Raw genomic sequence first — 15,629 nt, forward strand, 5'->3', positions numbered from 1 at the left:
CAGCCTTTTGGCTTTTGAGCAGTAAATTTGTGGAGAAAATGATGAAAATTTACATCGTTGGAACGGTCGGTTCTGGAAAATCGACTTTGGCTAGGCAGCTTGGTGAGTTGCTTTCAATTTCTGTTTTTCCCTTGGATGATGTGGTTCACGATGGGAAGAGGAGGCGGTCTGAGCAAGAGATTTCAGACTTGACCCAGCAGATTTTACAGCAGGAAAAGTTTATCATTGAGGATACTTTGCGGGAGCAATTTACAGGCTTGTTGAGGGAGGTTGACAGTGTGATTTTCCTAGATTTGCCGGAAATTTTCTTAAAATATCGAGTCATCAAGCGGTATTTTAGACAAAAATTGGGATTGGAAAGCGCTAATTATCAACCAAGTTTACAGATGCTAAGGCAAATGTTCATCTGGCAAAAAATTGACCGTAGGGATTTGATTGAAACTCAACCGAATCTTATCGTGCTGCGCAGCAAAAGACAAATTAAGAAATTTATAGAGGAAGTAAGCAATGACAAAAATGATAGTTGGCTTGGGAAATCCAGGCGATAAATATGAAAAAACACGACATAATATGGGTTTTATGGCGGTTGATTTATTAGCTAAAGAATTAGATATAGAGTTTCGTGAAGAAAAACCTTTCATGTCCTTGGTTGGTTCGACTTTTATTAATGGGGAGAAAATGTTTCTCGTGAAACCTTTGACTTTTATGAATGAATCGGGTCGAGCAGTGGCACCTCTTTTAAAATACTATAATCTTGATCCAACAGATTTGACGGTGATTCATGATGATTTGGATTCGCCGGTCGGGCGCGTACGTTTGCGCCAAAAAGGTTCATCGGGTGGACAAAATGGTATCAAATCAGTCATTACTCATGTTGGGACTCAAGATTTTAATCGGGTAAAAATTGGTATCGGACGACCGCAAAATGGGATGACAGTCGTCAACCATGTCCTGTCAAGGTTTGACAATGCAGATAAAGAAATTGCTCAAGAAGGAATATTCAAGGCAGTTGATGCCATGAAATTCTATATCGAAAAGGGTGATTTTTCAAAGACAATGAATAAGTTTAACTAAATGAATATTATTGAATTTTTTGACCAAAATTGGCAGTTGCAAAAATGGCAACAAGGCTTTTCCAAGCGCGAGCGTACGTTGCTGACAGGTCTGTCAGGAACAGCGAAGAGTTTGGTTATGGCCAATGCTTATGAAAATGTCCCTGACAAGTACATCATTATTACGGATAGTCAATTTCATGCCAATGAGCTGTATGACGAGTTATCAACGCTCCTTGGCGAGGAAAAAGTTTATCAATTTTTCTCAGATGACAATGTGTATGCGGAATTTGCCTTGGCTTCCAAAGATCGTGTGGCTTATCGGCTTGAGGCCCTAAATTTCCTGTTGGATGAGGCTGCAACAGGCTTTTTAGTGGTTCCTTTTTTAGCTTTGCGAAGTTTTTTACCGAGTCCCGAGAATTTTTTGGAAAATTATCTGTTGTTAACTGCTGGAGATACCTACGATTTGAAGCAATTGATGACCTTGCTGTCTGCTGCAGGCTACGAGAAAACTCAGCGCGTGATGACACCAGGTGAATTTTCGATGCGAGGAGATATTGTTGATATTTATCCTTTGGAAGCTGAAAATCCGATCCGTTTGGAGTTTTTTGGCGATGAAGTCGATGCTATTCGCTCTTTTGATGCTGAAAGCCAGCGCTCGCTTAATCATTTAGACCAATTGGAAATTTATCCTGCAAGTGACTTTATTTTGACGGAAAAGGAATTTGATCAAGGAGCTAAAAAGCTGACGGATTTGACAAATTCACTGACGGATTCATCCGCAAAATCTTATATGGAGGAAGTGATTTCTGCAGCACAAAATCATTATTACCACAAAGACTTACGTAAGTTTGCTGAGTATTTTTATGGTAAAAAAGCATCACTTTTAAATTATTTTCCTAAAAATGTGCAGCTTTTCATTGATGATTTTCAAAAAGTCAACGACGCCAACAATAAGTTGGAAATGGAATTGGCTGATTTTATTTTGTCTGAGAAAACGATGGGTCGTGCTTTTGATGGACAGACTTATCTAGCTGATAATATGGCTAAAATTCGTAATTACAAACCAGCAACTTTTTTCTCAAATTTTCAGAAAGGTTTGGGAAATCTCAGATTTGATCAACTTTATAATTTTAAACAACATACAATGCAACAATTTTTTGGTCAATTGGAGTTGTTTTATACTGAGGTTGAGCGATTTGTAAAACAAGATTTTACAGTGATATTGGCTGTTTCTTCAGAAAAATTAAGAAAATCTCTCCATGAATTAGAACTAGATTTACATGAAGTTGACAGCTCAAGTTTACAGGCTGGTCAAGTGAATTTGCTCGATTTGCAACTGGCTAATGGCTTTAATTTCCTTGATGAAAAGCTTGTTGTAATGACTGAGCAGGAAATTTTTGGAAAAATGCGTAAGAAAAAAGCGCGCAGACTCAATATTACTAACGCTGAACGTCTCAAAGATTACAATGAGTTGGCAGTGGGAGATTTTGTTGTCCATAAAAATCATGGGATTGGGAAATATCTTGGTTTACAGACCCTTGAAGTGGGCGGGATGCACCGGGATTATCTGACCATTCAATACCAAAATGGTGATACGATTTCTGTGCCTGTCGATCATCTTGATTTGCTAAGCAAATATTCCGCAGGTGAGGGTAAAACGCCTAAAATCAATAAGCTCAATGATGGGCGCTGGCGCAAAACCATGTCAACGGTCAGCAAACAAGTCGAGGACATTTCTGAGGATTTAATCAAACTTTATGCAGCTAGACAGGCGATGAAAGGTTATGCTTTTGCACCTGACGATGCCAATCAAGAAGAGTTTGATGGCGCCTTCGCTTATGCCGAAACTCAAGATCAGATTCGATCAATCAATGAAATCAAGCGAGACATGGAGTTAGAACGCCCAATGGATCGTTTACTGGTCGGAGATGTTGGATTTGGAAAGACTGAAGTCGCTATGCGGGCGGCTTTCAAAGCAATCAATGATGGTAAACAAGTTGCCATTCTCGTGCCAACTACTGTGCTTGCAGAGCAACATTTTAATAATTTTACGGAACGTTTTATCAATTTTGGAGTCAATGTAGAAGTACTCAGTCGTTTTCAAACCAAAACCCAACAAGCAGAGATTCTAGCAAAATTAAAAAAAGGACGGGTAGATTTAATCATCGGAACGCATCGTTTGCTGTCCAAAGACGTGGAATTTTTTGATTTGGGCTTGATGATTATTGATGAAGAGCAACGTTTTGGAGTCAAACACAAAGAGCGCTTGAAAGAGCTGAAAACACAGGTTGATGTGTTGACATTGACTGCAACACCAATTCCACGGACTTTGCATATGTCCATGCTGGGGATTCGTGATTTGTCAGTGATTGAAACCCCTCCTACTAATCGTTACCCTGTGCAGACCTATGTCATGGAAACCAATTATGGTGTGGTGCGTGATGCGGTACTACGGGAAATTTCGCGCGGTGGACAGGTTTACTATGTTTACAATCGGGTTGACACGATTGAACAGAAAGTTTCCCAGTTGGAAGAGCTAATTCCAGAGGCTCGGATTGGTTTTATTCATGGTCAAATGACAGAGGTACAGTTGGAAAATACTTTGCTGGCCTTTATTGCTGGTGATTATGATGTGCTAGTGGCGACAACAATTATTGAAACAGGGGTTGATATTCCAAACAGTAATACACTCTTCATCGAGAACGCTGATATGATGGGCTTGTCCCAGCTTTATCAATTGCGCGGACGTGTGGGCCGTTCCAATCGAGTGGCCTATGCTTACTTTATGTATCGTCCTGAAAAAATATTGTCTGAAATCTCGGAAAAGCGTCTGGAGGCGATTAAAGGATTTACAGAGCTGGGCTCAGGATTCAAGATTGCCATGCGCGATCTTTCTATTCGCGGTGCCGGAAATCTTTTGGGAAGTGAACAATCTGGTTTCATTGATTCTGTCGGTTTTGATTTGTATTCGCAACTTTTGGAGGAAGCGGTTCAGGCAAAACTTGGAGGTCAAAAACACAGAAAACGATCAAATGTCGAACTTTCTTTGGGTTTGGATGCCTTCATTCCAGCGTATTATATTTCAGATGAGCGTCAAAAAATTGAGATTTACAAACGAATTCGCCAGATTGATAGTCGCGCAATTTATGAAGAATTGCAAGAGGAGTTGGTCGATCGTTTTGGTGAATATCCTGATGAAGTCGCTTATCTTTTGGAAATTGGTCTCTTGAAACATTTCGCAGATAATGCTTTGGTGGAAAAAATCGAGAAGACAAATTTTGAAGCAGTTGTCACGATGGAAAAATCAGCCAACACGATGTACGATCCGCAAGAATATTTTAAAGCACTGGCAGAAACGACGATGAAAGCTTCGGTTGGTGAAAAATATGGCAAAATGACTTTCCGTTTTAAAATCGAAAAACGAAATTTAGTGGTGCTGATGAGTGAAATCATGAACTTTGTGGAAAGTTTGTCGGGCATTCGTGATGAGCATGAAAAGAATTGAAAATACTGATGATTTCGTCAGTATTTTTTCTATTCGTCAGCAATTTTTGACCCTTGAAAAATTTACGTCAGTAAAAAGGTCAAGAATTGATTGGCTTACTTTCAACAAAATAGAGCATTTACTGACGGATTTATCAGCTAAAAGCATTTTCAAACAAAATGAAATATGTTATAATCAATCCATGAGATTAGATAAGTTTTTAAAAGTTTCGCGCTTGATTAAACGTCGTCCAGTTGCGAAAGAAGTTGCCGACAAAGGTCGGATTAAAATCAATGGAAAATTAGCAAAATCATCTTCTGATGTAAAATTCAATGATATCATCGAGATTCGCTTTGGAAATAAAATTGTTGAAGTGCGCGTGATTGAGTTAAAAGAATTTACTCGCAAAGAAGATGCTGATAAAATGTACGAGCTTATCAGTGAAACCCGCGTCAAAGCTGAGGATGAACTGTAATAAACCAGCAGATAGGAGGATTCAATGGCTAAACAAATCATTCAATTAGATAACGAATATATTCAAAAAAAGAAGCAGAAAGCAGTTGTGCCAGCACCAAAAAGAAAGCACTTGGGCTTTATTCTAGTCATTGCAATCTTACTTTTTAGTCTGGCTAGCATGAGTTTGATAAAATCTTATGAAAATTTGCAAAAGCAAGTTGCGCTGGAACAAACCGCGAAAAAGCAATATCAAAGCTTATCCGCTGAAGTGAATACCAAAAAACAAGAAATTACCAAACTGCAAAATCCCCTTTATTTGCAAAAATTCGCGCGTTCACAAGGACAAGAATTTTCACAAAGTGATGAAAAAGTTTTTGACACTAACAATCCCTTGATTGGTGGAGCAAAACCATGATTGGACAAGTTGAAAATGTGACTCGTTTTGGTTTATTTGTGAGAATTATTGCTGACGAAAATGATTTAATCAATCCGTCAGTAAAAATTCTCAGAGAAAATGCTGACGAAAATTCCGTCAGTAAAAAAGTCGGTTTATTGCGCTGGTCAGCGGTGCCAAAAGGCTTACCCAAGATTCAAATTGGTGATTTGATAGGCATAAGTATTGAAAAAGAACATGAGAATGGCAAAATAGACCTTGTTTATCAAGAAAAAAATTTCAAAAGTACCTATGGTACTTTTTTGGAAAAGAGCGAGCAAGCCCTCCAAAAGCTGCAAGAACTAAATAAGGAAATCAGATAATGACAACTAAAAATGGAAATCTAAACGACGGACGTGCCGTTTTTTATCGTGGGAAAAAAGTTGAGGATATGGCAGCAGAGCCAGTTTTTGCGAGAACTTTGAAAATTGTTCAACGCTACTACGAACTGCAAGAAGAAGACCCAGAAACTTACCTTTACACTGACGAAAACGGCGAGCAACGTTCGATTTTGTTCATGCCACCAAAAACCGTTGACGATTTAGCCCATAAGCGCAAAATTTATGAACAGATTGCTCGTGAATCTTATGGATTTTTGGGAAGAACGCCAGATTTTATTGACACGGGTGTCGCCATTTTGGATTATTACGCAGATGTTTTAGAAAAAGATGAGCGGACAGATTATGCACAAAATGCGCGTGATTGGGCCAAAAGAGTCAAAGAAAATGATTTGTTTATTTCACACGCCATTCAAAATCCACAAGTTGATCGCCAAAAAGGATTGACAGAATTACTTGATGAAGGTCAAGAATTCGCCGCAGTTTGGATTAAAGAAGAACGACCAGATGGTGTAATCATTCGTGGAGCCAAGCAGGTCAACACTTTAGCTCCTCTTGCTGATGAATTGCTTGTGTTTAATTTACCAGGTTTACAAGAGGTTGACAGTAAGTTTGCCCTCGCATTTTCACTTCCCCTAGCGACAGACGGTGTGAAGATGGTCTGCCGGAAACCAACCATGAAAGAAGAATTTTCACTGAAAGACTATCCATTATCAGGTCTTTTTGATGAAATGGACGCCTTTATTATCTTGGATGATGTTTTTGTCCCGAATGAAAATCTATTTGTTTGTGGCTCAGTAGAAAAATCAAATGCTTTCTTTCCAGCCTCAGGATTTTTCGTTCACACTGCCCATCAAGACGAAGTACGCGGCTTTGTCAAATTAGAATTTGTCACTGCTTTGGCGATTCGTCTTGCTGAAAAACTAGGATTGACAGGATTCATACGCGTTCAAGAAATGCTGGGAAGCCTCACGGTCAATCTAGAAATGATTAAATCAAGCATTATTGCTAGTGAAGTCACTGCTCAGATGGAAAATGGCGTTTTAACACCAAATATGCAAGTTTTGCTGGCTGTACGTGCAAGTTTAACTCACTATTATGACGAAGCCTTACGGGTCATTGCCGAACTGTCAAGTGGTTCGGTCGTCGGTGTTCCAGATTTTCGTGAATTTGAAAATGCTGAGATTGCAGAGATTCTAAAAGCGAGTATGACAAGTCCCTTGATCGATGCTCAAGATCGTGCATTATTATTGAACTTAGCCTGGGATATCACAGGAGAGTCATTTGGACAACGTCAACGAACTTATGAATTTCTCCACGGAGGGAATCCGATGTGGATCAAAAATATGCACTGGCAGACAGCAGATCTAAAAACTGCTCATCAAATGTTGGATAAGGTTTTAAATCATGCAAAAACTCAGAAATAAATTCAATATCGGTGTAGGCTTGGTGATGCTCTTGATGCTCATCCCAAGCTTTTTTGCATTTCCAAAATTTCAAAAAAATACAGAAAAACAATCCTCTAAACATGGAAATGTTGTTGTAGCAGACAAATTAGTTGAAAATAAGTTATGGACAAGCCTCCCCGAAAGAGCCGTTGCTTACAAAGACTTACAGACCTACAGTGATGCCGAGTTAACCAAAGTAAATGGGAATATTCCACAGAAAACTCAGTTGGACATCACCGAAGTTACAGGGAAAGCTTTTAAGCTAAAAAACGGGAATTATATTTCCGCGGATAAAAAAGACGTTATCTCTGATGTGCCCCTCTCTCGAGAACCAAAGCAGCAAACCCTTTATACCAATAAGTCTGTCAACGTCTTTTACAACCCAGTTACAACCTATGATAATCAAGTTTTATCCGTTTTAAAAGGCAACCAAGAACTTTTATCCGATAAAATTGCTCAAACATATTGGGGAAAATACTATGAAATATCATTGAGTAATGGCCAAAAAGGATGGATATCAGAAAAAGATATCTCTTTAGAAAATCCAAAGCTACAGCAAGTTCAAGCTCTACTTAACGAAAAATATAACAACAAAAAATACTCGATTTATGTCAAACAAATTGACAATGACTTTACAGCCGGTATCAATCAAAATGAAAAAATGTATTCTGCAAGCTTATCAAAATTGCCGATTCTCTATTGGACGCAAAAACAGCTTAATGACGGCAAAGCTTCACTCAATGATCAGCTTTTGTATACGACATCAATCAACACTTTTTATGGCAGCTACCAACCAGAGGGGACAGGTAATCTCCCCAAGACAGCAGACAATAAATCTTATAGTCTTCAAGATATCATCAACCGCACGGCGAAACTTTCAGACAATGTTGGGAGCAATATGTTGGCTTACTATGAAACTCAGCAGTTTAGTGCCACTTATCAAAACGAAATCACTCAAATTGCAGGAAGCCCATGGAATCCCAAAGAGCGTCAAGCCTCAGCCCAAATGGTTGGAAAAGTATTAGAGGCACTCTACAATGAAGGTGGTGCGGCTTTCAATGCTCTGTTTAACACCTCATTTGATGATGTAAAAATCAGAGCCGCTATTCCACAAAACGTTCCTGTTGCTCACAAAATAGGTGGAGCAGACAATGACAATCACGATGCGGCCATCATCTTTACCTCAGAACCATATCTCCTTGTTATTGAAACTCAAGGAGCAACTGATGAACAAATTCAAAAAATATCACAAGACATTTATGGAGTGATGAAATGACACCAGCTCAACTTAAGTTCTTAAAAGAATGTGAAACGAATGCTTATTTTTCTGACCATTCAAAAGTCTTAATTGCCTTATCGGGTGGTCAAGACTCGATGACCCTATTTAATTGGCTCTATGATTTAAAGGAAAATTTACAGATTGAACTCGGTATTGCACATATCAATCACGGGCAGCGAAAAGTATCAAATTTTGAAGAAGAGAAGCTGAGAGAGCTTGCTAAAGATAAAGAAGTTTCAATTTATGTTGACAAGTTTACAGGAGGGTTTACAGAAAAGAAAGCTCGTGAATTTCGCTATCATTTTTTTGAAAAAATAATGATTGAAAATGGCTACACAGCAATTGTAACAGCTCATCATAAAGGTGACGTTGTTGAGACTGTGCTGATGAGAGAAATCACAGGCAGGCCTTTGAGAAGTTTACAAGGAATTGCTGAACGACAACCATTCGCCAGCGGAGAATTGATTCGACCTTTATTAAGTTTTGACAAATCAGAGTTAGATGCGCCCTATTTTTTTGAAGATCAAACCAATCAAGGAACAGCCTACTTTCGCAACAGGGTACGCAATCAACTCATTCCAGAATTGACTAAAGAAAACCCTCGTTTTTCAGAAGCGATGATGGACTTGACTGATGAGATAAAACAAGCTATGTGTGTTATTTCAGATAAGATTTCAGAGCTTGATATTTTGGGAAAAAAAATAACAACAAAACAATTTCTTAGTCAATCAGAAGCCTTGCAACACTTTATTTTACAAGCTTATTTTGCTCAATTTCCAGAAGTAAAAATAAGCAAGAAAAAGTTTTCTGAGCTGCTCCATATCATCAATCGTTCTCAACAATATCATGAACCGTTCAATAAAGATTTCGATTTCATCAAAACAGATGTACAGTTCTATATTGAAAAAAAGCAAGTAAATTTAGAAAAAGAGCTTATCATCCTCACTGAAAATCCTAGAGATGAAAGTTTTATGGAGATTTACTTACCAGAAAAAGGTGAAATTGAGATTAGAAAACGTCAACCAGGTGATAAAATTTTAATCAATGGACACCACAAAAAACTACGTAAATTTTTTATTGATAACCACATTCCATTGGAAAAAAGGGAAAACTCACTCATTTTTGTAGAAAAAAGACTTTATGCAATTGTTGGAGTGGTATGCTCTGATTTGAGTAAAGCCGCTAAAAATGGTAAAATTAAAAGAATATTATGGGTTAAACCCAGTATAAGAGAGGAAATACACCATGCTTGAAAAGAATCTTGATAAAACAATCGAGAAAGTACTGGTTTCAGAAAAAGAAATTATTGAAAAATCCAAAGAACTTGGAGCAATATTAACTAAAGATTATGAGGGAAAAAATCCCTTAGTATTAGGAATTCTTCGTGGGTCAGTTCCATTTCTAGCAGAGTTGATCAAGCATATTGACTGCCATTTGGAAACAGACTTCATGACTGTGTCAAGTTACCATGGCGGGACAAAATCATCAGGTGAAGTAAAATTGATTTTGGATGTTGATACAGTGGTTAGAGATCGTGATATTCTTATTGTTGAGGATATTATTGATACAGGTCGGACTTTGAAATACCTCAAAGAGTTACTGGAACACCGTGGTGCAAAAGTTAAAATCGTTACACTCCTTGATAAACCAGAAGGAAGAATTGTCGAAATTAAACCAGACTATTCTGGCTTCACAATTCCAAACGAGTTTGTTGTTGGTTTTGGCTTGGACTACGATGAAAACTATCGTAATCTTCCATATGTAGGTGTTTTGAAACCTGAAGTTTACAATAAATAATTTAGCTCAACAAAGTAGACAGAAAGTTTTCTCAGACTAAAGTATGAAAAAATCTTTGACCAATACTTACTATTAGCAATCCACTTAGAAATATGCTATAACTAGGTAATAAGCTGTTATTGAATAATCAGAAAATCTTCTAGCATTAGAATTTGATAAAAATCAATAACAAATAAATAAAAAGATAAGGAAAATATGAATAACAACAAACAACCAAGACAAGGAAATTTTGTAAAAAATATCTTGATGTGGGTGATATTGGCTATTGTTGTTGTTGTCGGTTTCAATTTCTTCTTCAGCAATAATCACTCAAATGTGGATAAAATCAGCTATTCACAGTTGATGACTAAACTTGGCAACGATGATATTGAAACAGTCACAATGCAACCTTCAGATAGCCTGATTACCGTTACAGGTGAGTATAAAAAACCTGTAAAAGTAGATAATGCAGGTAGTTTCCCACTTTTAGGTAACTCAACAACAGAAGTTAAACAGTTTCAAGCTTATATCATTCCAACGGATAGTATTGTTAAAGAAATTCAAAATACTGCTAAAGATAACGATGTAAAAGTTAGCGTTATCCAAGCATCATCTAGTGGAATGTGGGTTCAAATTCTTTCATACATCATCCCAATGCTCCTGTTTGTCGGTGTATTTTGGTTGATGATGGGTGGAATGAATCGCGGCGGTGGCGGCGGTGGAAACCCAATGTCCTTCGGTAAATCTCGTGCTAAACAACAAGATGGTAAAACATCAAAAGTTCGTTTTGCCGATGTTGCAGGTTCTGAAGAAGAAAAACAAGAGCTTGTAGAAGTTGTTGATTTCCTTAAAAATCCGAAAAAATATCACGATTTAGGCGCTCGTATTCCTGCGGGTGTACTTCTTGAAGGCCCTCCAGGTACAGGTAAAACTTTGCTTGCCAAAGCTGTCGCAGGGGAGGCAGGCGTGCCATTCTATAGCATTTCTGGTTCTGACTTTGTCGAAATGTTCGTCGGTGTTGGTGCTTCACGTGTTCGTGATCTTTTTGAAAATGCTAAGAAAACCGCTCCGTCAATCATTTTCATTGATGAAATTGACGCAGTAGGTCGCCAACGTGGTGCTGGTTTAGGTGGTGGTAACGATGAACGTGAACAAACCCTCAACCAATTGCTCGTTGAGATGGATGGTTTCCAAGATAATGAAAACTCAGTAATTGTCATTGCTGCAACCAACCGTTCAGATGTTCTTGACCCAGCACTTTTGCGTCCAGGGCGTTTTGACCGTAAAGTTTTGGTTGGAGCACCAGATGTTAAGGGACGTGAAGCCGTACTAAAAGTCCATGCTAAAAATAAACCTTTGGGAAGTGATGTTGATCTTCATACCGTAGCTACCCAAACCCCAGGTTATGTTGGAGCTGATTTGGAAAATATTTTGAACGAAGCGGCTCTTGTTGCTGCCCGTCAAAATAAAAAAGAAATCAACGCGGCTGACATTGATGAAGGGATGGACCGTGCAATGGCTGGTCCAGCTAAGAAAGACCGCATTCAATCAATGCGCGAACGTGAAATCGTGGCTTACCACGAAGCAGGTCACGCTATCGTTGGACTCGTTCTTGAAAATGGTTCTACTGTCCGTAAAGTTACCGTTGTTCCCCGTGGACGCATCGGTGGTTATATGCTTGCTCTTCCAGATGAAGAAATCATGCAACCAACTAATTTCCATCTCCAAGACCAACTTGCCAGCCTTATGGGTGGACGACTTGGTGAAGAAATTGTCTTTGGTGTAGCTACTCCAGGAGCATCAAACGACATCGAAAAAGCAACACACATTGCTCGTTCAATGGTCACTGAATATGGTATGTCTAAGAAACTTGGTATGGTATCTTATGAAGGAGACCATCAAGTCTTTATTGGTCGCGACTATGGTCAAACCAAGAATTATTCAGAAGCAACTGCTGTGATGATTGATGATGAAGTACGCCGCATTCTCGGTGAAGCTTACGATCGTGCTAAAGAAGCAATTGAAACACACCGTGAGCAACACAAAGCTATTGCAGAGGCATTGCTTAAATACGAAACACTTGATGCGAAACAAATTATGTCACTCTTTAAAACAGGTAAAATGCCTGATGAAGCAGCGGCAGCAGAAGTTCCAGAACCAAAAACATTTGAAGAGTCATTATCTGATGCTAACGACTTCTCAAATATTCATATTTTTGATGATGAACAAAAAGATTCTGAACAAACAGAGAGTGAAACAGCCGAATAAGGCTGTTTTTCTTTATTTATATGAGAAAAAAGTGCTTATTGTCTAGAGTAGATAAATTTTTTGGGAGAATAATCAGTTTATTCTTGACAAAAAATATAATTTTGATATAATTAAATAGTTGTCGATTGAGAGAGATGTTTTCTTTAAACACTATTTTCTAAAAGCTTTGAAAAGAGTAACATAGTTTATTCTTGACAAAAAATAAAAATAGTGTATAATAGAAAAGTACTGTTTGAGACAGCACAACAAACATATGGTCCGTTGGTCAAGGGGTTAAGACACCGCCTTTTCACGGCGGTAACACGGGTTCGAATCCCGTACGGACTATATTTGGAGGATTACCCAAGTCCGGCTGAAGGGAACGGTCTTGAAAACCGTCAGGCGATGAGAGTCGCGCGTGGGTTCGAATCCCACATCCTCCTTTAAATTATCGCGGGATGGAGCAGCTAGGTAGCTCGTCGGGCTCATAACCCGAAGGTCATAGGTTCAAATCCTATTCCCGCAATTTCAATTGAATATTTGATATGGCTCGGTAGCTCAGTTGGTAGAGCAATAGATTGAAGCTCTATGTGTCGGCGGTTCGATTCCGTCTCGCGCCATTACATTTTACTATGCGGATGTAGTTTAATGGTAGAACCCCAGCCTTCCAAGCTGGCTACGCGAGTTCGATTCTCGTCATCCGCTTCGTTTATATTTTGGGAGTTTAGCTCAGTTGGTTAGAGCACTGTGTTGATAACGCAGGGGTCCCAGGTTCGAATCCTGGAATTCCCATATTTGGTATTTATTGTGTAGGAGATATACCTGTTCCCATGTCGAACACAGAAGTCAAGTCCTACTACGCTGGAAGTACTTGGGGGTTGCCCCCTGGGAGATAAGGTCGATGCCAAGTTTGATTGCGGATTAGCTCAGTTGGTAGTAGCGCATGACTGTTAATCATGATGTCGTCAGTTCGAGTCTGACATCCGCAGTATTTAAATCACCTAAGGGTGATTTTTTTATTTTACAATATAAATTAAGAAATCTTGACACACTTTGTTGTGTCAAGATTTTTATTTACAGTTTTGTTGGTGGCGGTTACAATAGGCTTATGTTTATTAAATAAAGGAGCCTAAAATGACAGAAACAGTCAGTTTAAAAGTGCGTGTGCAAAAGGTTGGTACAGCACTATCCAATATGGTAATGCCCAACATCCCAATCTTAATTGCTTGGGGTCTCATTACAGCGTTCTTTATTCCTGCCGGATTCACTCCTAATGCGACAATTGCTACGGTTGTGACTCCCGTTTTAACTTTTTTGATTCCAACGGCAATTGCTTTTGTTGGAGGAAAAAATGTCTATGATATTCGTGGAGGAGTTGTGGGGGCTATCGCGACATTCGGTGCCATTATCGCAACAGCTTCTGTCCATTATGGTGGCTTACAAATGGATAGCTTGCACCATGTTAAAAATGCTGTGACCACAGCTCAATTGTATATTGGCACAGATGGTACAAGAATGATTCAGCCAGGTCATATGGAAGTGGTATCAACAAATATTCCAATGATTTTAGGTGCAATGATTCTGGGTCCTTTGACTGCTTGGATTGTAAAAAAATTTGATGCATGGGTGCAACCACACATCAAAACCGGTTTTGAAATGTTAGTTAATAATTTTTCAGGCGGTATTATCGCTGGTTTGATGTTAATTCTTAGCTTAAAAGTTTTTGGGCCTGCTATTGAAGGCTTGATGAATATTTTAACAGCTGGAGTTAACTTTTTAGTAACAGAACATCTGATTCCACTAGCCAATCTCTTCATCGAACCAGCAAAAATTTTGTTTTTGAATAATGCGATTAACCATGGGGTCTTGACACCAATCGGGCTTGAACAAGTCGCTACGCATGGGAAATCAATCTTATTCCTGTTAGAGGCTAATCCTGGACCAGGTCTTGGTATTTTACTTGCTTTTATGTTTTTTGGTAAGGGATCAGCCAAAGCTACAGCACCAGGCGCGGCTCTGATTCACTTTGTGGGTGGTATCCACGAAATCTATTTTCCATATGTCATGATGAAACCAGCTCTTTTTCTTGCTGTAATGGCTGGAGGTGTTGCTGGAACAACAACAAATAGTTTATTGAATTCTGGTCTGATTGCACCTGCTGCACCTGGCTCAATCATTTCTATTACGGCTATGGCTGCTGGAAAAGGTGCTGGAGGATTAGGCAACTTGCTATCTGTCTATGCAGGCGTTATTGTCGCTGCAGGGGTGTCGTTTATTGTTGCCTCCTTCATTCTTAAACGTGATAAGTCGATGACAGACGACTCATTTGATGTAGCTAAAGAAGAGGTTGCTGCAGATAAAGCTATTAGTAAAGGACAGACGCCTACTACAAATGACGTTTCTGTTGATTTTACTAATATAAAGCATATCATATTTGCTTGTGATGCTGGTATGGGCTCAAGTGCAATGGGTGCGTCCATTTTACGCAATAAAGCTAAGAAAGCTGGACTGTCACAAGATGTGACTAATGTTGCGATTGCTAACTTAAAAGCTGGCCCTGACACAATTGTAGTGACTCAAGACGAACTTGCTCCAAGAGCCGCTACAATGGCTCCTTGTGCAATACGATATTCTGTGGTTAATTTCCTTAATTCACCACGTTATGATGAAATTATAGGAAGTTTAGCAGGTAATAATGAAGAAAACAATAAGAAAAAGGTGCTTCATGAAGAAGCTAGCACCGATGATATTGATTTGAATCAGATTGACGAGGTTGTTTTTGCTCATGATGATGCTCATATTGGCTCAAGTACTATGGGAAAAGAAACTTTGCAAGCAATTTTCCAAACACATGATGTCAAAATACCCGTTTCTGATGTTGAATTTACGGGATTGGGTGCTTTTAACGCAAGCAACATTGTAGTTGTAACATCAGAAGAATTTACAACAATAGCGAAATCCAAAGCTCCTAATGCTCAACATTTATCAGTGGAAAGTTTAATCACGACGCCAGAGTACCTTAATATGGTCAATCGAATGAATAAATAACTAAAGAATGTTAGTTATGAATTTATTAATAGAGGCATATTATAGAATAACTGGTAGAAAGATTG

The 15,629-nt window shown here is 38.8% G+C and carries 12 protein-coding genes, 7 tRNA genes and 1 rRNA gene; all 20 read left to right on the forward strand.

Going from position 1 to position 15,629, the window contains the following annotated elements:
• Nucleotides 1–38: 38 nt before the first annotated feature.
• The 20 genes from EQJ87_RS08320 to EQJ87_RS08415 all read left to right on the forward strand — a co-directional run bounded on the left by EQJ87_RS08320 (nucleotide 39) and on the right by EQJ87_RS08415 (nucleotide 15,564).
• Nucleotides 39–548: a P-loop NTPase family protein gene (locus EQJ87_RS08320; RefSeq protein WP_223804525.1), complete on the forward strand. Its 510-nt coding sequence runs from the start codon at nucleotides 39–41 to the stop codon at nucleotides 546–548.
• Nucleotides 508–1,074, forward strand: a complete 567-nt coding sequence (gene pth / locus EQJ87_RS08325; RefSeq protein WP_130124159.1) for an aminoacyl-tRNA hydrolase — start codon at nucleotides 508–510, stop codon at nucleotides 1,072–1,074. Before EQJ87_RS08320 ends, pth begins: the two co-directional genes overlap by 41 nt.
• A complete protein-coding gene (gene mfd, locus EQJ87_RS08330) occupies nucleotides 1,075–4,560 on the forward strand; it encodes a transcription-repair coupling factor (protein WP_130124160.1) in 3,486 nt (1,161 codons plus the stop codon). It abuts the gene before it with no gap.
• Nucleotides 4,561–4,741: 181 nt separating this feature from the next.
• Nucleotides 4,742–5,014 (forward strand): RNA-binding S4 domain-containing protein, encoded by a 273-nt coding sequence (locus tag EQJ87_RS08335; protein ID WP_130124626.1) that lies wholly within the window; start codon nucleotides 4,742–4,744, stop codon nucleotides 5,012–5,014.
• Between the two features lie 24 nt (nucleotides 5,015–5,038).
• Nucleotides 5,039–5,410, forward strand: coding sequence for a septum formation initiator family protein (locus tag EQJ87_RS08340; RefSeq protein ID WP_130124161.1), 372 nt, complete (start codon nucleotides 5,039–5,041; stop codon nucleotides 5,408–5,410).
• Entirely contained in the window at nucleotides 5,407–5,751 is a 345-nt protein-coding gene (locus EQJ87_RS08345) for an RNA-binding protein (RefSeq protein ID WP_130124162.1), read from the forward strand. Before EQJ87_RS08340 ends, EQJ87_RS08345 begins: the two co-directional genes overlap by 4 nt.
• Complete coding sequence (locus EQJ87_RS08350) at nucleotides 5,751–7,193, forward strand: 4-hydroxyphenylacetate 3-hydroxylase N-terminal domain-containing protein (RefSeq protein WP_130124163.1); 1,443 nt, start codon at nucleotides 5,751–5,753, stop codon at nucleotides 7,191–7,193. The genes EQJ87_RS08345 and EQJ87_RS08350 overlap by 1 nt, the downstream gene beginning before the upstream one ends.
• Complete coding sequence (locus EQJ87_RS08355; RefSeq protein WP_130124164.1) at nucleotides 7,174–8,490, forward strand: serine hydrolase; 1,317 nt, start codon at nucleotides 7,174–7,176, stop codon at nucleotides 8,488–8,490. The genes EQJ87_RS08350 and EQJ87_RS08355 overlap by 20 nt, the downstream gene beginning before the upstream one ends.
• A complete protein-coding gene (tilS, locus tag EQJ87_RS08360) occupies nucleotides 8,487–9,746 on the forward strand; it encodes a tRNA lysidine(34) synthetase TilS (RefSeq protein ID WP_130124165.1) in 1,260 nt (419 codons plus the stop codon). Before EQJ87_RS08355 ends, tilS begins: the two co-directional genes overlap by 4 nt.
• Nucleotides 9,739–10,290, forward strand: coding sequence for a hypoxanthine phosphoribosyltransferase (hpt, locus tag EQJ87_RS08365; protein WP_130124166.1), 552 nt, complete (start codon nucleotides 9,739–9,741; stop codon nucleotides 10,288–10,290). The genes tilS and hpt overlap by 8 nt, the downstream gene beginning before the upstream one ends.
• Nucleotides 10,291–10,485: 195 nt before the next feature.
• Nucleotides 10,486–12,537: an ATP-dependent zinc metalloprotease FtsH gene (ftsH, locus tag EQJ87_RS08370; protein WP_130124167.1), complete on the forward strand. Its 2,052-nt coding sequence runs from the start codon at nucleotides 10,486–10,488 to the stop codon at nucleotides 12,535–12,537.
• Between the two features lie 255 nt (nucleotides 12,538–12,792).
• Nucleotides 12,793–12,864: transfer RNA gene (locus tag EQJ87_RS08375), tRNA-Glu, on the forward strand.
• Nucleotides 12,865–12,869: 5 nt separating this feature from the next.
• Nucleotides 12,870–12,959, forward strand: a tRNA-Ser gene (locus EQJ87_RS08380).
• 9 nt (nucleotides 12,960–12,968) lie between these two features.
• Nucleotides 12,969–13,042, forward strand: a tRNA-Met gene (locus EQJ87_RS08385).
• 21 nt (nucleotides 13,043–13,063) lie between these two features.
• Nucleotides 13,064–13,136 (forward strand) — tRNA-Phe (locus EQJ87_RS08390).
• A 14-nt stretch (nucleotides 13,137–13,150) separates the two neighbouring features.
• Nucleotides 13,151–13,221 (forward strand) — tRNA-Gly (locus tag EQJ87_RS08395).
• A gap of 13 nt (nucleotides 13,222–13,234) precedes the next feature.
• Nucleotides 13,235–13,308, forward strand: a tRNA-Ile gene (locus EQJ87_RS08400).
• 2 nt (nucleotides 13,309–13,310) lie between these two features.
• Nucleotides 13,311–13,426: ribosomal RNA gene (gene rrf / locus EQJ87_RS08405) — 5S ribosomal RNA — on the forward strand.
• A gap of 5 nt (nucleotides 13,427–13,431) precedes the next feature.
• A tRNA-Asn gene (locus EQJ87_RS08410) sits at nucleotides 13,432–13,505 on the forward strand.
• Between the two features lie 145 nt (nucleotides 13,506–13,650).
• Nucleotides 13,651–15,564: a PTS transporter subunit EIIC gene (locus tag EQJ87_RS08415; protein WP_130124168.1), complete on the forward strand. Its 1,914-nt coding sequence runs from the start codon at nucleotides 13,651–13,653 to the stop codon at nucleotides 15,562–15,564.
• The last annotated feature ends 65 nt before the right edge of the window (nucleotides 15,565–15,629 follow it).

The organism is Lactococcus sp. S-13, from assembly GCF_004210295.1.
GTDB lineage: Bacteria > Bacillota > Bacilli > Lactobacillales > Streptococcaceae > Lactococcus.